The 21,567-nt window shown below is 45.9% G+C and carries 15 protein-coding genes; 9 read left to right on the top strand and 6 right to left on the bottom strand.

From position 1 onward, the window contains the following. Nucleotides 1–53 precede the first annotated feature (53 nt). From HCZ91_RS08715 to HCZ91_RS08705, 3 genes are all read left to right on the top strand, one after another. Nucleotides 54–2,153 carry an acetyl/propionyl/methylcrotonyl-CoA carboxylase subunit alpha gene (locus tag HCZ91_RS08715; protein WP_179799065.1) on the top strand — a complete coding sequence of 700 codons (2,100 nt, stop codon included), beginning with the start codon at nt 54–56 and terminating at the stop codon, nt 2,151–2,153. Between the two features lie 59 nt (nt 2,154–2,212). After that, entirely contained in the window at nt 2,213–3,133 is a 921-nt protein-coding gene (locus HCZ91_RS08710; RefSeq protein ID WP_179799064.1) for a hydroxymethylglutaryl-CoA lyase, read from the top strand. Between the two features lie 205 nt (nt 3,134–3,338). Beyond that, nucleotides 3,339–4,526: an isovaleryl-CoA dehydrogenase gene (locus HCZ91_RS08705; protein ID WP_179799063.1), complete on the top strand. Its 1,188-nt coding sequence runs from the start codon at nt 3,339–3,341 to the stop codon at nt 4,524–4,526. A 123-nt stretch (nt 4,527–4,649) separates the two neighbouring features. On the opposite strand, the gene HCZ91_RS08700 is transcribed toward HCZ91_RS08705, so the two are convergent. Together HCZ91_RS08700 and HCZ91_RS08695 are read right to left on the bottom strand one after the other, a co-directional pair. Further along, on the bottom strand, nt 4,650–5,378 hold the full coding sequence (locus tag HCZ91_RS08700; protein ID WP_165598299.1) for a pantothenate kinase: 729 nt from the start codon (nt 5,376–5,378) through the stop codon (nt 4,650–4,652). A 59-nt stretch (nt 5,379–5,437) separates the two neighbouring features. Then, entirely contained in the window at nt 5,438–6,427 is a 990-nt protein-coding gene (locus HCZ91_RS08695; RefSeq protein WP_179799062.1) for a biotin--[acetyl-CoA-carboxylase] ligase, read from the bottom strand. 175 nt (nt 6,428–6,602) lie between these two features. Here HCZ91_RS08695 and HCZ91_RS08690 point away from each other — a divergent pair, with 175 nt between their 5' ends. From HCZ91_RS08690 to HCZ91_RS08665, 6 genes are all read left to right on the top strand, one after another. Then, the gene (locus tag HCZ91_RS08690; RefSeq protein WP_179799087.1) at nt 6,603–7,406 is read left to right on the top strand and encodes a sulfite exporter TauE/SafE family protein; all 804 of its coding nucleotides are present in this window, start codon (nt 6,603–6,605) and stop codon (nt 7,404–7,406) included. A gap of 51 nt (nt 7,407–7,457) precedes the next feature. Then, nucleotides 7,458–8,399, top strand: a complete 942-nt coding sequence (locus HCZ91_RS08685; protein ID WP_102094569.1) for a hypothetical protein — start codon at nt 7,458–7,460, stop codon at nt 8,397–8,399. Nucleotides 8,400–8,465: 66 nt separating this feature from the next. Continuing rightward, on the top strand, nt 8,466–12,410 hold the full coding sequence (locus HCZ91_RS08680; protein ID WP_179799061.1) for an AAA family ATPase: 3,945 nt from the start codon (nt 8,466–8,468) through the stop codon (nt 12,408–12,410). 215 nt (nt 12,411–12,625) lie between these two features. Beyond that, on the top strand, nt 12,626–13,642 hold the full coding sequence (locus HCZ91_RS08675; RefSeq protein WP_179799060.1) for a cell division protein ZipA C-terminal FtsZ-binding domain-containing protein: 1,017 nt from the start codon (nt 12,626–12,628) through the stop codon (nt 13,640–13,642). A 381-nt stretch (nt 13,643–14,023) separates the two neighbouring features. Then, on the top strand, nt 14,024–16,024 hold the full coding sequence (gene ligA / locus HCZ91_RS08670) for an NAD-dependent DNA ligase LigA (protein WP_257020025.1): 2,001 nt from the start codon (nt 14,024–14,026) through the stop codon (nt 16,022–16,024). Nucleotides 16,025–16,140: 116 nt separating this feature from the next. Next, a complete protein-coding gene (locus HCZ91_RS08665; protein ID WP_179799058.1) occupies nt 16,141–16,281 on the top strand; it encodes a hypothetical protein in 141 nt (46 codons plus the stop codon). Between the two features lie 152 nt (nt 16,282–16,433). Here HCZ91_RS08665 and HCZ91_RS08660 read toward each other — a convergent pair whose 3' ends face one another. From HCZ91_RS08660 to HCZ91_RS08645, 4 genes are all read right to left on the bottom strand, one after another. Next, nucleotides 16,434–17,198 (bottom strand): hypothetical protein, encoded by a 765-nt coding sequence (locus HCZ91_RS08660; RefSeq protein WP_179799057.1) that lies wholly within the window; start codon nt 17,196–17,198, stop codon nt 16,434–16,436. A gap of 102 nt (nt 17,199–17,300) precedes the next feature. Continuing rightward, entirely contained in the window at nt 17,301–17,861 is a 561-nt protein-coding gene (locus tag HCZ91_RS08655) for a hypothetical protein (RefSeq protein ID WP_257020020.1), read from the bottom strand. A 435-nt stretch (nt 17,862–18,296) separates the two neighbouring features. Next, a complete protein-coding gene (locus tag HCZ91_RS08650; RefSeq protein ID WP_134292608.1) occupies nt 18,297–18,707 on the bottom strand; it encodes a hypothetical protein in 411 nt (136 codons plus the stop codon). Nucleotides 18,708–19,036: 329 nt separating this feature from the next. Beyond that, on the bottom strand, nt 19,037–21,499 hold the full coding sequence (locus HCZ91_RS08645; RefSeq protein WP_179799056.1) for a YgiQ family radical SAM protein: 2,463 nt from the start codon (nt 21,497–21,499) through the stop codon (nt 19,037–19,039). Nucleotides 21,500–21,567 lie beyond the last annotated feature (68 nt).

Below are 21,567 nucleotides of genomic sequence, written 5' to 3'. Positions count from 1 at the left end.
AATGGGTAAATAGACAAGACGTCAAATAATAACGACAAGACACAGGGATAGTTATGTTTTCTAAAATTCTAATCGCCAACCGTGGTGAAATTGCTTGCCGAGTGGCCGCGACTGCTAAGCGTCTTGGCGTCAGTACCGTTGCTGTTTACTCCGATGCGGATCGTGAGGCCAAACATGTGGCTGTCTGTGATGAAGCTATCTATTTAGGCGGTTCGGCACCGAAAGACAGTTATCTAAAAGGCGATGCTATTATTGCGATAGCGCTTGAGACGGGCGCCCAAGCGATTCATCCAGGATATGGGTTTTTAAGTGAAAATGCTGATTTTGCACAGGCTTGCCAAGATGCTGGCTTGGTATTTATTGGCCCATCGGCAGATGCTATTCGCGCTATGGGCGGTAAGTCTGAGTCTAAGCGCTTGATGGAGTCGGCTGGCGTGCCGCTGATCCCCGGTTATCATGGTGACAACCAAAATGCACAGTTTTTGCAGCAGCAGGCCGATAGTATTGGCTATCCTGTCTTGATTAAAGCGAGTGCAGGTGGCGGTGGTAAAGGTATGCGTATCGTTGAAAAAAGCAGCGATTTTATTGACCTGCTAGACTCCTGTCGCCGAGAAGCGATTACCAGTTTTGGCAATGATCAGGTATTGGTTGAAAAATACGCGCTAAAACCACGTCATATCGAAATCCAAGTATTCGGTGATACGCATGGTAATTATGTGCACCTGTTTGAGCGTGATTGCTCAGTACAGCGTCGCCATCAAAAAGTACTAGAAGAAGCGCCAGCGCCCGGTGTTGATACTGCCATGCGTGAAGCGATGGGCACAGCGGCAATCGAAGCAGCACGTGCGGTTGATTACGTGGGTGCAGGTACGGTTGAATTCATCGTTGAGCAGCGTGAAGACTCTATGAATTTTTATTTCATGGAAATGAACACGCGCTTGCAAGTTGAGCATCCAGTTAGTGAGGCCATTACGGGTGTCGATTTGGTCGAGTGGCAGCTGTTGGTTGCTGCGGGTCAGCCATTGCCAAAAACGCAAGACGATCTGGTTATCAATGGTCATGCTATTGAGGCGCGTATCTGTGCCGAAAACCCTGACAATAATTTCTTGCCAGCGACAGGAACTTTATTCACTTATCAAAAGCCTGAGCATAGTACCTTTAACATTACCGATGTGCGTATCGACGATGGCGTACGTGAGGGTGATGTGATCAGTCCTTTTTACGACTCTATGATTGCCAAGCTTATCGTGCATGCTCCTACGCGCGAGCAAGCGTTGGCGAGACTAGACCATGCATTGGCACAGACTCGTATCGTTGGTCTGCCAAATAACGTGGCATTTTTGCGTTATATTTTAAATACCGATTCATTTAGCAACGCCAATCTTGATACGGCATTGATAGAACGTGAGCAGGATAAGCTTTTTGATCAGCATCCGCTTGGATTATCGACGCTTGTGGTGACTGCTATTGCTCAGAAGCTTGCGAGCGAAGCGACCACGGAGAGCTCAGATCCATTTAGCAAGCCAACGGGTTTCCGTGCTTACAGCGATTATGCTCGTTCATTTAGCTTGGCTTATGATGAGCAGGCTTATAGCGCTCGTATCAGTAATTGGCATAATGCGAGTTGTACTGATAGCAAAAAAGGCGGCGATAATCTCAGTAGTTTTACGCTCGTCATTGGTAAAAAAATCGCGAATACGCAGGATGATAGCAATATCAATGTGGCTGCTCAGACCGAAACGGTTTATGAAGGTCAGATCAGCTATGATAGCAGTGACACGCACAATCATACTTTATGGTTAGATGGTGCACGTATCAGTGCCCAAAGCTGGGTAAATAACGAGACAGTCTACGTATTCACAGATAGCGGACGTGATGAAATTACGCTTATTGATATCATGGCACATGTGGGCGAAGACACAGCAGCAGTTGGCAGTTTGAAATCACCAATGCCAGGACAAGTGGTTGCATTCAAAGTAGCTGTTGGCGATACTGTGAAAAAAGGCGAACCACTTGCCGTCATCGAAGCTATGAAAATTGAACACACGATTACCGCACCGACAGATGGTGTGGTAGCAGAGCTATTATTTGCAGCAGGTGACTTGGTCGCTGATGGTGATGAGCTACTGCGCATCGATAGCGAAAGCGCATAGCTGACGAAGCCTAATAAAAAAGTCTCATAAAAGGGCAAATAACAAAAAGGACGACAAGTATGAGCCATTCGTATCCAAGCCATGTCAGCATCGTTGATGTCAGTCCGCGTGATGGACTACAAAACGAATCCATGACGGTGCCGACTGAGGTTAAGCAAACGCTTATCAATGATTTGATTGCGGCGGGTGTCAAGAAGTTAGAGGCGACCAGTTTTGTCTCGCCAAAGTGGGTGCCACAAATGGGCGATAACAGCGCGTTGCTCGACGCACTAGCACCGACGCGGCAGACGGACGTTTGCTACTCGGTACTGGTGCCCAATATGCGCGGATTTGAAAATGCCATCGTACATCGCCCTGATGAAATCGTCATCTTTGGCTCAGCCAGTGAAACCTTTAGTCAAAAAAACATCAACTGTAGTATTGATGAGAGTATCGAACGTTTTGCGCCAGTGGCTGCTGCGGCAAAAGCGCAAGGCATCAAAGTACGTGGCGTGATTTCTTGTACGGTTGGTTGTCCTTATGAAGGTGAGATTGACCCTAGCCAAGTAGCGTATGTCACCAAGCGTTTGATTGAGATCGGTTCAGAGCAGATTGGCATTGCCGATACGATCGGTGTGGGTACACCGCTCAAAGTACAACGAGCCTTGCAGGCAGCACTTGAGTATGCCGATATCTCTATGCTATCGGGTCATTTTCATGATACTTATGGTCAAGCATTGAGCAATACTTTGGCTGCCTTGCAGATGGGTGTGAGTGAGTTTGATACCTCTGTCGCTGGCTTGGGCGGTTGTCCTTATGCTAAAGGCGCAACGGGCAATGTCGCGACTGAAGATGTGGTGTATATGCTGCATGGCATGGGTATTAGCACAGGTATCGATTTGGGAAAATTGGTCGTGGCAGGCGAGCGTATCAGTGCGTTCTTAAAGCGTCCGAATGGCTCAAATGTGGCACGTGCCATCATTAATAAACGCCAGTCTTAATTAGTATAGTCAATGCACTGTGAAGGTATGACAGCGTTAACCTCGTTTGAAGTATTCGATATACATCTACACTCGGTTGCCTTGCCATACTTTCACATTAAATTGACTATGACATTAAAAACGGTATCAAAAATACAGTTATATTGGCTTTAAAAAACAGATTAAAATTCAAGATATTAAAAATATTTATATACAAGGAATAGTTATGAGTTTACCTGGATTGAATTTTCAACTTGGCGAAGATATCGACGCCCTACGTGATGTCGTACAGCAGTTTGCAGCAAACGAGATCGCTCCACGTGCTGCTGAGATTGATAGCAGTGATGAGTTCCCAATGGATCTGTGGCAGAAGATGGGTGACCTCGGTCTACATGGCATTACCGTTCCTGAAGAGTACGGCGGCTCCAACATGGGCTACGTTGCCCATATGGTCGCGATGGAAGAGATTAGCCGAGCTTCGGCATCGGTAGCGCTTAGCTATGGTGCACACTCTAATCTATGTATTAACCAAATCAAACGTAATGGTTCTGAAGAACAAAAGCAGAAATATCTGCCGAAACTAATCAGCGGTGAATTCATCGGTGCATTGGCAATGAGTGAGACAGGCGCTGGCTCAGACGTCGTTAGTATGAAGCTAAAAGCTGAAGAAAAAGACGGTAGCTATATTTTGAACGGTAGCAAAATGTGGATCACCAATGGTCCTGATGCTGACGTAATGGTGGTCTATGCCAAGACCAACCCTGAGATGGGTGTAAAAGGCATGACGGCCTTTATCGTTGAAAAAGGTATGGAAGGTTTTGGTACCGCACAAAAGCTAGACAAGCTCGGCATGCGTGGCAGCCATACTGGCGAGATGACTTTTAATAATGTAAAAGTACCAAGCGAAAATATCTTGGGCGGTCTCAATGAAGGCGTTAAGGTATTGATGAGTGGCCTAGATTACGAGCGCGCTGTATTGGCTGCAGGTCCTATTGGTATCATGCAAGCAGTGATGGACAATGTTGTGCCTTATATCCATGATCGTAAGCAGTTTGGTCAAGCCATCGGTGAGTTTCAGCTTATCCAAGGTAAAGTTGCGGACATGTATACCATACTGCAAGCCGGTCGTAGCTTCCTATATACCGTGGGTAAAAACCTCGATATGTTGGACGCGCGCGGTGCTGGTCATAGTCGAGAAGTGCGTAAAGACTGTGCCAGTGTGATTCTATGGTGTGCCGAAAAAGCCACATGGATGGCAGGCGAGGGTATTCAAATATTTGGCGGTAATGGCTATACCAACGAGTATCCACTTGGTCGCTACTGGCGCGATGCCAAGCTGTATGAGATTGGCGCAGGTACCAGTGAAATTCGCCGTATGCTAGTCGGTCGTGAGCTGTTTAACGAGACCAAATAAGAAAGTATTGTGGCAATAACTAGAAACACGTTAGCTATTTTCTAATAGTAAAATAAAAAAGCAGCACGTTCAAAACGTGCTGCTTTTTTTGTGTCAACGTTAAACCGAATTATCTATAAGCGGTTAAGACTTATTGCGATAATCAAAGTATCTTGCCAAACCATTTAGTAATAAATCATCACGTAAGCGCACTGGACGATTAACGTGCTGCGAAATAATAGCTGCATCACCGCCTGTCATAATCAATTCAAAATTAGGGTGACGATGGCTAATCTCATTGATCGCGCCGACGATAGAGAGCAAAATACCGCGATGTACCGCGTCTTGAGTGGTTAAGCCTTGGTTGACGCTATCAAAAGTACCGTTCGAGATAGTGATTTGCTTAGTACCAGAGAACAGTGATTCACGTTGCAGGTAGATGCTAGGGAAAATATAACCGCCCAAATGCTCAGCATGATCAATCAAATCAATGGTTACCGCTGTACCACAACCAATCACACACTGGCGTTTTTTCTTATCGACCGCACCGAGCATCTGTAGCCAGCGATCACAGCCGAGCTGCTGATCATTGTAAGCACTTTTCATCAGCGCATGTGCGGCATCGACATGGACAAACTCAAACGGAATATTCAAACGACTGAGTGTCTCTGATACTTTGGCATTGAGATTGTCACCCAATACCGATGAGATACCAATAAAGTCAGGCGCATAACGCTCAAAGCGATCCGTCAGACCCATAAGTAATTCGGCAGGCGCTTGCAGGTGCTGCTTGGCATCATGCGCGACTATTTGTCCGATATCATCGGTGAGCCAGTATTTTAGGCGGGTATTTCCAAGATCAAGCCAGAGCATAAAAGTCCCTTTATATAGTGCTCGTTAATGATGATGTTCATCAATATAGTTGTCTAAGCCTAATAAATAACGTCGATGCGTCCAGTAAAAAGCGTAGAAATCTTACCGTTATCTTGGCGCAATTGCAAACAGCCATGTGTGTCGACACCGCAAGCGATTCCTGTCACGACTTTTTCTTCGTTATTATAGTCCTGGGTGACGCGCAAATGTAGACCTGATAGCGCATCCATCGTCGCAAACTGCTCCAAAAAACTATCCAAATAATAAGTATGACCCGTTGGCTGTTCTATGCCCAAATGCTCAAAGCGTGTCATCGCCGCCATCAATGCTTTGCACATCTGCTGATAGAGCATTGGTAGGTCTGGTAGGCTCGCAGGTTGTGTCTCTAAAGACAGCATCTCATTAATGTCTTGTAAGCTAATCGCTTGGTAACTCATGCCCTCAGACGTTTGTGTGGTGAGCTTTGGTGCTGCCTGTACGTTTAGGCCAATACCTAGCACCACACCGATCAACCTACCAGCCTTCGTCACTGGCTCTATCAAAATCCCAGCCAGTTTATTAAAGGGTAGCGTACGCTGATTTGCTACATCACTATCCAATACGGAATCCAATACCGAGCTGTCCGTCATAGATTGCTCTTTGGATTGTTCTTTAGATTGGCTCTGAGCTTGCTGATAAAAACCCAAGTCATTTGCCCATTTCACACCAATTGGCGTCAGTCCCTGCGCTTGTAGTTGCTCGTTCAACATCTGAATGACGGGCATTTTTGCCAGCTCAAGACCAATGATGAGCGATAATAAGCCACTGATTGGCATATGCACAGGATGGTATAGCGACAGATAGACATTGCCGCGCGGTGATTGCCACGAGCGCCCGTGCTGTCCACGACCTGCGCTTTGGGTTTCCGCGGTCAAAACGTGTACGGTGGCGACATCTAACGCCCCGTTTTGCAGGGCTTCTATCAGCTCACTATTGGTCGAGGCGCTACTAGCCACATGACGGTGATTGAGCTCGGATAAATAGGTAGAAAAACTAGTGAGTGGCGGCATAAGTTTAGTCGATGTGGTTAAAGGAAACTTTGATATACTGAGCGATTGTTGCGGTCAGACAGTACCGAGTAAACAGCATAAAGGTCGCGTTGAGATTTGGCAAATACAATTAAGCACGCCTAAGCGCTAGTGAGTACTATAGTGCCAGTCAGTATTATAAAAGGTTCGTTCTATGATGTTATATGTGTGGTTTGTGATTGCAGGCGCGTTTGCAGGTGTCAGCGCGGGACTGTTTGGCGTCGGCGGTGGTATGATTATCGTGCCCGCATTGGTTTGGATTTTTACCGCTTATGACTTTTCGCCAGAAGTAATCACCCATTTGGCCATCGGGACGTCACTGGCAACTATCGTAGTGACCTCAATCAGCTCATTGACTGCACACAACAAGCGTGGCGGCGTGCGCTGGGAAGTATGGCGCAAGATGGCGCTTGGGTTGGTCATCGGTAGTTTGGTTGGCGCTGGTATCGCGGATATGATTGATGGACAGGCGCTACAGGCTATCATTGGTTTCGGTGCGCTATTAGTCGCTCTAAAAATGCTGTTCTTTTCGAATAAAGAGCAGGTGGGCAAACCGTTACCATCGGCCGGCATCCAGTTTGGTGCAGGTACTGGCATTGGTATGGCGTCCTCTATTTTTGGCATTGGCGGCGGCAGCTTGACCGTACCTTTCTTAAATTGGGCAGGGCTTCCGATGAAACAATCAGTCGGCACGTCAGCGGCATGTGGTCTACCAATTGCTTTGGCTGGAGCAGCGGGCTTTGCTTGGTTCGGTCAAGACGTGGTCAACCTGCCTGAGGGTACGATAGGGTTTGTCCATGTCACAGGATTTTTGTTTATTTCAGTCGCCAGCTTTGCGATGGCAAAGGTGGGCGCCAAGCTTGCCCATATCTTACCTGCGCTCATGCTTAAGCGCGCATTTGGCATATTATTGATATTTGCTGGAGGGCAGTTGTTACTGAGTGGATTGGGTGTTTTATAGCAATAATGAGTTTTTATAAAATTAGTATGCAAACCGTGAGACATTATTAGTATGAAAGCTGCAGAAAAATACCGCCGTGTTTTCGGCTCAATGAATCATCTAAAAGACCAGTTATCATGGACGACGGGTCTCTCTAATATGGTAGAGTTTTTGGCATGGGAGCCGCAGCGTATTTTAGGTATTACTAAAAAGCAATACGTACGCCAAATCATTGAATGGGCGGCCCACCCAGAGTTAAAGGACAAAAATATAGAGGAGATTGAGCAATCAGTCATCAAAAAGCTCAATACAAAAATGAATGAAACTGAGCAGCTAGAGACGTATTCAACGCAAACGATGGGTATCTGTAATGCGAGAGAAGCCGTGCGCCGCGTAACGTTCTTTTCTGAAGACTATCTCAATAAAGAATTCGATATCTTTTTGAGTTTGTGCAGTGATGTTTATCTGAACTTATTTTATCAGCAATTTATCAGCTTTGAGCCGAGTGGATCATGGTCGACACATGGTAATAGCGGTATGTTTGAAAACAGTACAGAGCTAAAAGCCATGTATATGGACAACCTAGCCTATAACCATCAGGGGAATGTATTGATAGCGAATGAGTTAAAACTCGCTGGTCGGAAAAACCCAGACCCAATCCTAAAGTATTGTTTGATGTATGAGCACTTATTAGAAAAAGGCTTTATCGATAAAGGGGCAAAGTTTTTATTGTTATTTATCGGTGGTGACGCGCTAAAGCAAAACAAGCAAACGCTCGTAGATCGGGAGCTGGCTCTATGTCATAAACGGCCAAGAAAGTATCAGCATTTGCTAAGACCAGAGCTGTTAGAAATAGTCGATCACTTAGAAGTAGCAAGTATCTCTTGGTCAGCCTTCATCGAGTTTAATAATCGCTACTTAGCAGAAAATAGCGTCTGCCAAGTGGAGCAAAAACTATTACGAGGGTTCCATCAAAGCCTAGAATCAAAATCGTTTATGCACTTAGCAGTTTAACCCTAAAAACCCACTACAATTTCAGGTAGAATAGCCGCCTGTTTTTGCTAAGTTTATTGACTCTTCATGCGTTTAAAATCCCTAAAGCTGGCAGGCTTCAAATCCTTTGCCAATCCAACCACTTTTACTTTTCGTCATGGTATCACCGCCATCGTCGGGCCGAACGGCTGTGGCAAATCCAATGTGATTGATGCTATCCGCTGGGTGCTGGGCGAAACCTCAGCCAAGCAGTTACGCGGCGGGGCGATGAGTGATGTTATCTTTGCTGGTACGCAGGATAAGACAGCAAAAAGTGTCGCCAGTGTTGAGCTGACTTTTGAGCATACCCAAGATGAGCAGACTGGCATTCGCCACGAGTTTAACTTGTACCAAGAGCTATCGGTTCGCCGTCAGGTAAATAAAGATGGCCGCTCAGATTATTTTATCAATGGTACGCGTTGTCGTCGCCGTGATGTGGTCGATGTGTTTTTAGGTACAGGGCTGGGTGCACGTAGCTATGCGGTGATTGAGCAAGGCATGATTGGGCGCATTGTTGAGTCTAGTCCCGTGCAGCTGCGTGAGTTTATCGAAGAGGCGGCAGGTGTCTCGCGCTATCAGGCGCGCCGTGAAGAAACACAAAAGAAGTTAGAGAGAACAAAAGACAATCTAGCGCGCCTGCACGATATGCAAAGCGAGCTATTACGCCAACAAAAGTCACTGTCTAAACAGGCGGCTAGTGCGCAGCGTTATGAAGAGTTGGCATTAACACTAGCTGATATCGAGCAGCAGCTCGCTATTCAGCAGCTCTATCAAGCTAAGCAAACGCATCAACAGCAGAAAGTAGCGCATGAGCGTAGTGCTGCTGAAGTATCAACGCTACAGGCCGATTATGACACGCTCAAAGCTCAGCAAGACAAGCTCACTGCTCGTATCAACCAAGAGCAATGGCTCAAAGACGATGCTCAAAGCGCTCACTATCAGCAGCAGCTCGGCTATCAACAAGCGGAACATAAGCTAAGTGATGCTAAGTCACAGCTGAAAGCTATTGAGCAGCAACTGTCTGGCTTGGCTCAACAGCGTGCGCAATCACTCGCTGATATTGAACGCCTAAAAGCTGAACAAGCTGAGCAGAATCAAGCGCTAGAAGCGTTACGCCCGCAGCTGACTGAGCTAACTGATAAACGCGATAACTATAAGCGCAATGAGCAGCCGCTACAACGCGTGTGGCATGAAACGCAAAATAATCTGTCACGCTTACAAGATAAAGCCCGTTCGCTTGAGCAGCAGCAAGCCATTAACGCTCAAGCACAGAAACGCCATCAGCAAAGCTATGATAAATGGCAACGCCGTGAGCAAAACTGGCAAAATCTGTGGCAGCAATTACAGCAGTCTATAGCGCCGTCTGCATCTGACAGTGCTGATGTGAGTAAAACGGATGATGAGCAAGTTCTAAGTCAACTGCTAGAACAACAAGTCACTGAGCTAAACACACAGTTGCAGCAAGTTGAGCGTCAACGCGAAGCCGTCGATGAACGCTTGTCTGAGATACAACCGCAAGCGCACAGCTTGCAGCAGAGACTAAACGCACAGCAGAGCAAGCTGAGCGATAATGAAAAGCGTCATGCGCTGCTGGCAGGCGAATACGATACCCTGCATCAAATACTGCATCCGAAACCTACACAAAAGCAATCAGCAAAGTCGAAAGTTATCGAGACAGATAATGCAGATAGCGATGGCATACATCATCAGCCGTTAGCTATTGCAACGCTACGTGAGCAGATTGAGCTAAGTGCAAAAGGGCAGAAGTATGCGCCGCTACTCGATAGTATCCTAGCATTATGGCTAGACAGCCATGTGCTGGTTGCTAACCAACAAGCGAATCAAATTAAGCAATCAGACGCTAATAACGCTAACGGTATTTCTCAAAGTGCTGATAGCTTATGGCAAGCGCTTGAGCATGACATTACAGATTTACTGACTTATCAAACGGCACAAAACACGTCTGCCAGTGCAAATGATAAAGCTCTAATAGAGACAGGTCATAGCCTATGGTTGCCTACGGCGCAAAATGATATTAGTGACCATGACTTTATCAGCGAATTGCCAGATAGTTTGATTGATAAAGTGTTGCCATTATCGCAGTTGATTAAACAGCCTACATTAGCGCTTTGGCAGCAGTGCTATATATATACAGCGCAGTTTGAGACCAGTCAGCAGCATGAGATTGACACACTTACTGATGTTCTAAAGTCATTACCACCATCAGCGATATTGCTCACCGCAGATGGTTGGCTCATCAGTCGTCATGGAACCATTAACTTAAGCAAATTCGCTGGTGCACAGGATGAGCAAAACGATAGCAATAGCCAATTCCTCACGCAGCGTCTGCAACAGCGTACGCGTTTGCAAGCGTTAGAAGACTTACTTGATGAGTTTGAAAGCAAAATACAAGAGCAGCAAAAATCTATTGCAAAAAATCAGCGCGATTATGATGCGTTGATGGTTAGCTTGGAAGAAACGCGCGCGCAAGCCGAGCAGTTAACCCGTGATAAGCATAAATACCAGCAGCAATTAATTACCGAGAGAGCTAACGCCGAGCGCTTGCAAGCGGATAGCCAACGCCTGAACGCTGATAAAGCAACGCTTGAGCAAGAAAAGCAAGAGTTGGCACAAGAGCAACAAACCCTTGAACAAGAACAACAGCATATTGAAAGCGAGATTGCTACGCTAACGCCGCAAATAGCAGAAGCACGAGCGACAACTCAGCAACTGCAAGCTGAGCGCAGCGAGCTAAACCGTGCGCGTCAAGCTGATGATGATGCTTGGCAAGCATTGCAGCTGCGTATTCAGCAATACGAGATGCGTTTAGAACATAGTGTTAGCAGTCTGGCTCGTGCAACTGAGCAACACGACAACTCGTTAGAGAATGAGCAAAGTCTACAGACGCGTCATGAGCAGCAGCAAACTAAACTGCCAGAGCTACAAGCAGCGCTACAGTCTGCCCAAATAACGCGCGATGAGCAGCAAGTGCTATTGAATGAGCGTGATACTGCGCTAACAGCACTAAAACAAACGTACGCTGAGCAGCAGACGGCATTTGATACATTGCAAAATACATTGCAAAAGCAGCAAAGCGAGCTTGCCCATCATGCTACTGAGCTGGCATTAAGCGCGGCACGGTTAGAGGATGCTAGCGCACACACGCAGAGCGCTTTAGATGCTTATTATCGTGTAAGTCATAAATATAAAGCGCAAGCAGAGCAACCGCAACAAAGCATAAGCGTCTCAAACTTGCTAGCAGATTTCATCGCTCATGATCGCCGCGTCCGTCCAGACAAAATCGCTGAGCTAGAGTCCGAGCGCGCCAAGTTAACCCAGCAATTGAGTAAGATTGGGTCAGTGAATTTGGCAGCAGTCGCAGAGTTGGCTGAGGTGAACGAACGCCTAGAGCCACTCGCACAGCAGACGGCAGATATCGCGGCCAGTATGCAGACATTGACTGAAGCGATTGCCTCTATTGATGAGACGACCAAGACGCTGTTTATGCAGACACTTGATGCGGTCAATAATGAGCTGGCCAATTTATTTGCCAAAGTCTTTGGCGGTGGACAAGCTAGCCTGACGTTGAACACTGATGAGATGCTAGCCAATACGCCAAAGTCCGAACAATGGCGGGCAGGGCTTACCTTAATGGCGCAGCCAAAGGGCAAACGTAATAGTCGCTTAGCGGTATTATCGGGTGGTGAAAAAACCCTTACTGCATTGAGTTTGATTTTTGCGATATTTAAGCAGCATCCTGCACCGTTCTGTGTGCTTGATGAGGTCGATGCACCGCTTGATGATGCAAACGTTGCGCGCTTTACCAGTCTCATCCATGAGCTGGCAGATGATTTGCAGTTTATCTTTATCAGTCATAATAAACTGACGATGCAAATTGCTGATGAGCTAAAAGGTATTACCATGCCAAGTGCAGGCATTTCTACACTAGTCAGTGTGTCGCTTGATGAAGCTGCGCGTTACGTAGAGAGCTAAGCGTGAAATAGTCGACATTAAAAGTGCTATGAGAATCAGCGCGATGCAAATATAATCAATCAATTGGCATAAATGCAAATAAGCTTGACCTCAGTCCAGCATACTGGTTATAAAGTACACAATGTGGTGACGATATAGGTCAGCCATGCTAGAATATTGCCATTTATGCTCGTTTGTGTATTCCCTTTTGTTATATATACTAGGATGTATTTATCATGACCGTTATTCAGTTTATATTGATTGCCATTGCCGCGTTTATCGTGCTCGCAGGGCTGTTTATGGTCATTCGTAGCTTTAAGCGCCGCGGTGCTACCGAAGCTGCTGCGGTCAATTATGATAAAAATGGTATTCCGATCATACCGCGTCACGAGCGCAATATCGTCGATCAGCCAGACCTTGATGATACGGTCGCAGGCGAGACGAGCATCGGTCCAGATCGTAGTTACTTGGATGCTGTGGTTGAAGAAGAGCCATTGACGCAAGCGCATACCAACGTTGACGCTCAACTAACGGCTGAGCGTGACCATATAGCAGCTGACGACCATGACGTCATCGATGAAGCCGACTACGCGCGCTGGCAAGAAGAGCAGCGCCGTGCCGATAGTGCTGAGTTTGTAGAAGTCGCAGATCAGATGCATATCGAGCAAGAGCCTGATGCATTCTCTAGCCTAATGTCAGCGACCGATAGTCTGATGCCAACCATTGATACGGCAGAAGAGCCAAGCTTCGATGATAATAGCCCGATACTGGATCAGCATCTATCAGAGTCAGGTGATGATGCGCAAAACGGCCCGTTGATTAATGCCAAAGACAATATCAATATCACCATCTTGCCGCACCAATATCGTGACCGTCCAGCGGCGATTATCCGTGGTCGTGATCTGTTAGCATTGATTGATAAATACGGTCTACGCTATGGCGCGATGAATATGTTCCATCGCTACGAGCAAAAAGACGGCACGGGTATGCTGTGGTTTAGTATGATGGGCATTACTGATAGCGGTATCGCACCGTTTGATCCGCATAGTGTTGCGACCAACACCTATAACGGTATCGTCGTGTTCTTGTCATTGCCGCATCCACAAGCCGTGCGCAGCTTTGATAGTATGATGAGCATTGCTTATATGATGGCAAGCGATCTTGATGCAATTATGCTTGATGAAGAGAACGAACCAATCACGCCTGAATACAAGCAACAACTGCGTAACCAAGTTCGTGATTATGAGGGTTAACGTTTTAAAAGCTACGAAAGTTAGAAGCTATACATATTGAGAGCTGCTTAATAGCAGAAATCATAAAAAGGGCAAATAGCGATTAACGTTATTTGCCTTTTTTAATGAGCTATAGTTTCTGCAAAATGCTAACCATAGTAGACTGAGCAAGCCTGACATGGTATTTGATTTATATAGGATTGACTATACCGAGCTTCCTACAAACTTGTTATCATATCGACATCTTGAATTGCAAAAAAGACGCCGACTATGACTGACTCTACCTCATCAAATAATTCTAAAAATCCATCTGCTCAAGTAGAAAACCAAGCGCCTGCGACCTCTAATATACCCAGTCCTACCGATAGTAGTACGGATAATAGTGTAGAGATTGTCTCAAAAATGCGTGCGCTTATTGAAGCGATTAAGACGCATAACTATGCCTATTACGTGCTGGACAATCCAATTCTAGAAGACAGTGAATACGACCAGTTGCGTCGCTCGTTGCTTGAGATTGAAGAAGAATATCCAGATTTGGTGCAGCCAGATAGCCCAATTAATCAAGTCGGCGATATGCCGCTATCTGCCTTTACCCAAGTCACGCATGACATTCCAATGCTGTCGTTGGGCAATGTCTTTGAGTATGATGATTTGCGCGATTTTATGCGCCGTGTCAATGACCGTCTTAGCGTGTCGCAGCAAAACCCTGAGTATGAGATGGAACTAAAGCTTGATGGACTGGCTGTCTCACTGAAGTATGAGCATGGTAAGTTTGTCCAAGCGGTCACGCGCGGTGATGGGCAGACGGGTGAAGATATTACTCAAAATGCCAAAACCATTCGTAACTTGCCACTATGGATAGCCGATGCGGCTGACATTGAGTTGCTAGAAGTACGCGGTGAGGTATTGATGCCAAAGGCAGGATTTGAGCGTCTTAATCGATTGGCAGAAGAGAAAGAAGGTAAAACTTTTGCTAATCCGCGCAATGCCGCTGCTGGTAGCTTACGTCAGCTAGATCCAGCGATAGCAGCCAGTCGTCCACTGGCATTCTATGGCTATTCGGTCAATCAAGGTTTGCCAGATACTATCGACACTCAGTCAGGGGCGCTGGCATGGCTTACCGAGCTTGGATTTACAGTCAGCGCCGTAGAAGTGGTGGCAAATCCACGCGCCGCGCAGACCTATTATGAGTCAGTGATAGAAGGGCGTAGCGATCTGCCATTTGAAATCGATGGCATGGTGATTAAGGTAAACAGCCTTGCGTTACAGCAGCAGCTTGGGTTTTTATCTCGCGAGCCGCGCTGGGCGACTGCCTATAAATTCCCTGCCGAAACGGTGATGACGCGTCTCAACGATATCGAATGGCAAGTCGGCCGTACGGGTCAAATCACACCAGTTGGTAAGCTTGAGCCTGTCAAAGTCGGCGGCGTCACTGTCAGTAATGTCACTTTGCACAACTTTGGCGAAATTCAGCGTTTAGATGTGCGCGCAGGCGACACGGTCAGCGTTCACCGTGCAGGTGATGTCATCCCCAAAGTCACTCGTGTCTGGCACGATCAGCGCCCAGCCGATAGCGAGCCGGTCACGCTACCTTCGACTTGTCCTGTCTGTGACTCTCCTGTCGTGCTGCCTGAAGATGAAGCATTGGCGCGCTGTACGGGTGGGCTGTTTTGCCCAGCGCAGCAGCAAGAAGCGCTTATCCATTTTGTCTCGCGTCGTGCGATGGATATCGATGGACTTGGTGCAAGTTGGCTGATTAGCTTCTTTGAGCATGGTCTGGTCAAAACCGTTGCTGATATCTATCAGTTGCACAATCATGCGGATGAGATGGTCACCTTTGAGAAACTGGGTGGAAAATCGGTACAAAATATCATTAACGCTATCGAAGCCAGCAAGCATACGACATTGGCTCGCTTTATCTATGCACTCGGTATTCGCGGTGTTGGCGAAGGCACCGCACAGAACCTTGCGCAGCAATTTGGTGATCTTGACGCATTAATGACTGCCGATATTGAGACCTTGATAAAAACGCCAGATGTTGGTGAAATCACTGCCGAGCTGACTTATAAATTCTTCCACGCGCCGCACAATATCGAAGTCATCACGGCATTACGCGCGGCTGGTGTGCATTGGGATAAGGTCGAGCAAATTGCATCCGAAGGTCTACCACTCGATGGGCAGACGTGGGTTATCACAGGTGCGCTCGATAGCATGGCGCGTGATGAAGCCAAGGCGAAGCTACAAGCATTGGGTGCAAAAGTTTCGGGCAGTATTTCTGCTAAAACCACGGCATTACTAGCAGGCGAAAAAGCAGGTTCAAAAATGGCGAAGGCTGAGAAGTTGGGTGTGAAAGTGGTGGGTGAGGACGAGTTTTTGGCGATGGTTGGGGATGAGAACCGTTAAAAAATTGCACTGCAATTTTAGGTTCGCAAGTGAAAATCCCTTAGAGGGGATTTTCTGGTTAGGTCATACTTTAATAACACGCCCGTCCCTAGCGCAAGAGCAAAAGATTTAAAAGCATGGCCTCAGCATCGCTTACTTTAATAGTGGGCGAATATGCGGGTCATGAGCCGTCTTTCTTTAATGGTTTACTCGGCGCTCGTCCCTCGCGTATGGCTATCGCCTTGTATAGAGATAAGGTAGACATTGTAGAGGTGTAGAATTCACTTCATGTACTTTTTACAAAAAGAGTTTTTAGGCTATAAGTTTTATCTGATAAATATGTGAAATAGTCTACACGAGGGATTGATTTCAGTTATTTGCTATACATTATATGGCGCCGTTGAGTGCACACTATAATAAATTACTACTTCTAAATAATTTTTGTAGCTGGTAAATCTCTAGGATTTTTGATATGAAAGTTTTCAATTCCGACGAACCTTGCGAATTCACTCCAAAAAAATATCATAACTTCTTCAGCTTTTTTACTTAACTCTGTATCTACTAATAACGAATTCTTAATAAAATGGCAGGGTATTAGTATGTTGTCACTAATATCATTTACCTTATACGAACTTTGAATAAATGCTACTTGATGTATATTTGAATATTTAGGCGTTCCATCTACATTCGTTTTAAGAAGCTCTCTACAAATGTAACCAGCCAAAATTTCAGGCTGATAGAAGTCAGCACGCTCATTAATTATAGTTAAAAATCCATATGTATTATGAGTCATGCCGAAGCTATTGATGGTTGATTTTATTTGTTTGTTTGCCTTCCTCATTACTTCTTCTATTTGTCTAAAATACAGGTTATCCAACTTAGTTGTAAGTTTTTCGCCATCTTGTAGTATTTGAGTAGCTTCTCTAAAGTTATGTTGCCCATAAAAAACAGGAAGTCCCTCAGCTTGATTAATTTTATCTGTTTCACTTTGCACATAACCTATAACTTTATCTCGTGGATTGGACTTTAAGGTTTTTAGTTCAATGACAAGCAAATTATCAATAAGGTAATCTGCAACCTTTTCTTTATCTGAAAATGTTTTGGTTACTTCATCTAAGTCAGTAATCCCCTTCAAATTTGCGACGAACTTCTTAAAGTTTTCTTCAGTGGCAAATTTCGGATAGTCATCTTGCATCGATTTTTTCCTATAAAGTAGACTTACTTAGTGGTCACAAGTAGTATTCCGCACACCTTTCACTTTGAGCAATTTTATTATTTTAAATTTGTAAATACGCTATTATGGTACTTCTCCATGCGCCTTTGCGTCACCTTTCTTACCATCTGGCTGTATCACGATAGGTAATACCAGCCCTTTGGCAAAGTCATCAGACAGCACATAATCGTAGGTACTGGCAGCAACATCGGTCGTGGTATGAATGATAAGCGTCATTTCATTACCATCGGTTAGCTCGTGTGAGACATAGGTTTCGCTGAGTTGATCCAAGGCTTTCGATAACGCTTCGTTACTTGCCATGCTCACCGTCAGATTATGCTGAGCGGTCGCAGCGTCCACTTTGAAGTAATCTGCATAGTCTCGGACATTTTGACTGTCGATGGCAAACGGATACTTATAATTGGTAGGGTCAGCAGGCTTTTCGCCGCTATCTACCAGTGACCAGTCGATGGTGTCGGCTGCTGGGGCGGATGGATCTGCTGTTGTCTCCGCAGTTTGCTCAGCGGCATCGACAGAATCGGTAGCGTTATCGCAGCCTGTCAGCGCCCACATGCTTGCCGTTGCAATTACCATCATATTTATCAGACGCTTCGCCATCGAGTTACCCTTTTGATTGTTGGTCATGATTGATTTGCTTTACCTGCTATTTTGACAGCTTTCTTGGTGCTTCTCTAGCGAAATACATCAGATGGTAAGTTTTGATAGAGTCAATCCTCTATAAAAGAATGACAGCGTTAACCTCGCTTAAAGTATCACAGTTACAACTGCACTCGGCTGCCTTGTACTACTTTTAAATTGAATCAACCATATAGTCAAGTCTATATAAATCCGCTACATCGTCATCCTCGCTAAGCATACTAATGTATAACTTGCACTCGGTTTCCTTTTATCGAAATTATATTGAACTGACTGTACAACCGTCTATTTGGAACTGGTTTTTATAGCCGTCTTTATAAACGTATCAAACGAACACGCATAAAAAAGCAGCCACTATTTAATGACTGCTTTTTATCTATTACGACTATTTGTCTATTACGATATGAGCTTATCTTTAATTGATTAGATTTGGCAGTTTACTTGGTATTCTTTACCATCAGCCCACTTCATCGCAAAGATACCTTTGTCACCTTTCATGTGCCATGCATAGACGACTTCTGGGTTTGAGTCGTTTACATAGCTTGCGACTTCGCCTTTCACTTTACCGTTTAGGATGATTGGCTGCTCTGCCCATTTTACTTTTGGTAAGGTAGCGTTGAGCATCACTTGTTCTTTGTTGATAGATTGCTTTGCCATGATTTTGCTGTCATCGGTACAGGTGTATGGTGCTGGTGCCATACGATCATAGGCAGCGGTTACTTTTTCTGGAACTGGCGTATCAGTTGCATCTGGGGTAGTGGGTGCGGTAGTCGCACAAGCGCTCAATAAGGCAAGGACTGGTAGGGTGGTCGCAATTTTAGTTATCATTTTCATAGTGCTCTCCAAAGCTTTTCGCTGATGTCATTTACTTGTTCTTAATGATGCGTTTAGCATATGAGGGTTATAGTAGCGAAAACGAACCATTTCAATGTTAGAAATTGTTCATTACCTGTTAGCTTCGTTACCCAACCGCTGTCTAATGTAACTTGCAATTTGCGACATGGTGAAAAGTAAGCCGTGTTAGCTATGAAGTGCGCGTCTATAAAATTGGTGCATAAAAAAGCGTCTATCAACGAGTGGCTGATAGGCGACTTTTTGTTTTACTTAACATGCTCTAGATTGAGCATGTATTTTTATACTATGAACATTACTTGCTATGAATACTACTTGGTTTTGCGCGGTGGCAGACCCGTATGCTGAGTCTGGAAATTGCCTTTGCTGACTTTCTTCTTACCCGCCATGCCTTTGCCTGCTGCACCTTTAGCTGACACACTGTTGTTTGACGAGCCATTACTGCGCTTCACTGAATCATTGCCAACACGGCTATTCTTTTTGCGCGCTGATTGATAGCTGTCCTGCGCTGCATCACGGCCTTCTAAACTGGCATTAAATGGTGGAATCAAGCAACCACGGTTTTTACCGATCAAATCACTACGGCCCATGTCTTGTAGGGCTTTACGTAGTAGTACCCAGTTTTTTGGGTCATGATAGCGGAGGAACGCTTTATGCAGTTTGCGCTGCTTGCCAGATTTGACGATATCCATGTCACCTTCACTACGGCTGACCTTATGTAGCGGATCTTTGTGCGTGTGGTACATGGTGGTCGCAGTCGCCATCGGGCTTGGATAAAATGCCTGCACTTGGTCAGCGCGATATCCGTGACTTTTTAGCCAAAGTGCAAGGTTCATCATGTCTTCATCTTTGGTACCCGGATGGGCGGCGATGAAGTATGGAATCAGATATTGCTCTTTGCCCGCTTCTTGGCTGAATTGCTCAAACATAGCTTTGAATTGATCATAACTGCCCATGCCAGGCTTCATCATCTTTGATAGCACGCCTTCTTCAGAGTGCTCAGGCGCAATTTTGAGATAACCACCGACGTGATGACTAACCAACTCTTTGACGTATTCAGGATCTTTTACTGCCAAATCATAACGCAAGCCTGAGGCAATCAGGATTTTTTTCACGCCTTTGATATCACGGGCTTTGCGATATAGCTTGGTCAAGTTGCTATGATCGGTCAGCAAGTTTTCGCAGACATCAGGATAGACACAAGACGGCTTACGGCAGTTCTTTTCAATCGTCTCGTCTTTACAATTGAGGCGATACATATTGGCTGTTGGTCCGCCCAGATCAGAGATCACACCTGTAAAGTTAGGCGCGGTATCACGAATGGCTTCCACTTCACGTAAGATAGAGTCTTCTGAGCGGTTTTGAATAATACGGCCTTCGTGCTCGGTAATTGAGCAGAAGGTACAACCGCCAAAACAGCCGCGCATAATATTGACCGAAAACTTAATCATGTCATAAGCAGGGATACGCGCATCGCCATAGCTTGGATGCGGTAGACGGGCATATGGCAAGTCAAATACGTAGTCCATCTCTTCTGTCGAGAGTGGAATCGGTGGCGGGTTCAGCCAGACATCGATAGAAGTATGCGAGTTACCAGCACCGCTGCTATGACGTTGTACAAGCGCACGCGCGTTACCTGGGTTGGTCTCTAGATGCAAGATGCGGTTGGCATGGGCATAGAGTACAGGGTCAGATTTGACATGCTCATAATCAGGCAGACGAATCACCGTTTCCTCACGGGGCGGCATCTTGATCTTGTGCTTGCGTGCGGTCTTTGGCTTATCAAAGCCGCGCATTTGCACTACTTGCGTGTCGGTGTCTACTTGATTGGCGTTGATGACTTTATTGGCAACTGGCTCAGCGACAAAACCCTGATACTGTGACGACATTGATGAAATGGACGACGGCATGGCTTGCCCAACAGGGGAGTCAGATGGCTTTTCTTGCTCGATTGAGCATTGGTCTACATCTTCTGTCATCACATAAGGGTTGATGATTGGATCGACACGGCCAACGGTATCAACATCATTACTGGCGACTTCTGTCATGTCCGATTGCCAATGACGGCGAGTCGGTGTCAACAGATAAGAGGTGCCACGCAGTTTACTCATTTGCTCAAAGCTATAGCCTTTAGACAGACCATGTACCACATCGACGATCGCACGCTCAGCATTACCATATAGTAAGACATCAGCACGCGCATCCAGCAAGATACTACGGCGGACTTTGTCTGACCAATAATCATAATGAGCGATACGGCGTAGACTGCCCTCAATACCGCCCAAGATAATTGGCACATCAGGATAGGCTTCACGGCAGCGCTGGCTATAGACGATAGCTGCGCGGTCAGGGCGTTTGTTTGCTACATTGCCAGGAGAGTAAGCATCATCGCTACGGATTTTACGATCTGCGGTATAGCGGTTGATCATGCTGTCCATGTTGCCCGCGGTCACGCCATACGCATAGACGGGTTTGCCCAATTCCATAAAGGCGTCTTTGCTCTTCCAATCTGGCTGCGCGATGATACCAACACGAAAGCCTTGCGACTCAAGCAAGCGACCGATAATCGCCATACCAAAGCTTGGATGATCGACATAGGCATCACCTGAGATGATGATGACGTCACAAGCATCCCAGCCTAGATCGTCCATCTCTTTGCGGCTCATCGGCAGATAAGGCGCTGGCTCGTAGCAGCTCGCCCAGTGTTTGTCATAATCGTAAAGTGGCTTGGTGCCTTGTTTAAAGGCAGTGCGGGCGATGGTATCGGCAGACATGGGCGGACCTGTTAATTAGAAAAATGGCACTAAAAATACAGCCCTTATTACCCAGTGATAATAAAGGC

The organism is Psychrobacter sp. BI730 (genome assembly GCF_013414195.1).
Lineage (GTDB): Bacteria > Pseudomonadota > Gammaproteobacteria > Pseudomonadales > Moraxellaceae > Psychrobacter.
This window is presented reverse-complemented; position numbering and strand designations above follow the sequence as displayed.

Bases quoted from the DNA above. Each gene is read 5' to 3' on its own strand.
- HCZ91_RS08715 (WP_179799065.1), top strand. From the start codon at position 54: ATGTTTTCTAAAATTCTAATCGCCAACCGTGGTGAAATTGCTTGCCGA.
- HCZ91_RS08710 (WP_179799064.1), top strand. From the start codon at position 2,213: ATGAGCCATTCGTATCCAAGCCATGTCAGCATCGTTGATGTCAGTCCG.
- HCZ91_RS08705 (WP_179799063.1), top strand. From the start codon at position 3,339: ATGAGTTTACCTGGATTGAATTTTCAACTTGGCGAAGATATCGACGCC.
- HCZ91_RS08700 (WP_165598299.1), bottom strand. From the start codon at position 5,378: ATGCTCTGGCTTGATCTTGGAAATACCCGCCTAAAATACTGGCTCACC.
- HCZ91_RS08695 (WP_179799062.1), bottom strand. From the start codon at position 6,427: ATGCCGCCACTCACTAGTTTTTCTACCTATTTATCCGAGCTCAATCAC.
- HCZ91_RS08690 (WP_179799087.1), top strand. From the start codon at position 6,603: ATGTTATATGTGTGGTTTGTGATTGCAGGCGCGTTTGCAGGTGTCAGC.
- HCZ91_RS08685 (WP_102094569.1), top strand. From the start codon at position 7,458: ATGAAAGCTGCAGAAAAATACCGCCGTGTTTTCGGCTCAATGAATCAT.
- HCZ91_RS08680 (WP_179799061.1), top strand. From the start codon at position 8,466: ATGCGTTTAAAATCCCTAAAGCTGGCAGGCTTCAAATCCTTTGCCAAT.
- HCZ91_RS08675 (WP_179799060.1), top strand. From the start codon at position 12,626: ATGACCGTTATTCAGTTTATATTGATTGCCATTGCCGCGTTTATCGTG.
- ligA (WP_257020025.1), top strand. From the start codon at position 14,024: ATGCGTGCGCTTATTGAAGCGATTAAGACGCATAACTATGCCTATTAC.
- HCZ91_RS08665 (WP_179799058.1), top strand. From the start codon at position 16,141: ATGGCCTCAGCATCGCTTACTTTAATAGTGGGCGAATATGCGGGTCAT.
- HCZ91_RS08660 (WP_179799057.1), bottom strand. From the start codon at position 17,198: ATGCAAGATGACTATCCGAAATTTGCCACTGAAGAAAACTTTAAGAAG.
- HCZ91_RS08655 (WP_257020020.1), bottom strand. From the start codon at position 17,861: ATGACCAACAATCAAAAGGGTAACTCGATGGCGAAGCGTCTGATAAAT.
- HCZ91_RS08650 (WP_134292608.1), bottom strand. From the start codon at position 18,707: ATGAAAATGATAACTAAAATTGCGACCACCCTACCAGTCCTTGCCTTA.
- HCZ91_RS08645 (WP_179799056.1), bottom strand. From the start codon at position 21,499: ATGTCTGCCGATACCATCGCCCGCACTGCCTTTAAACAAGGCACCAAG.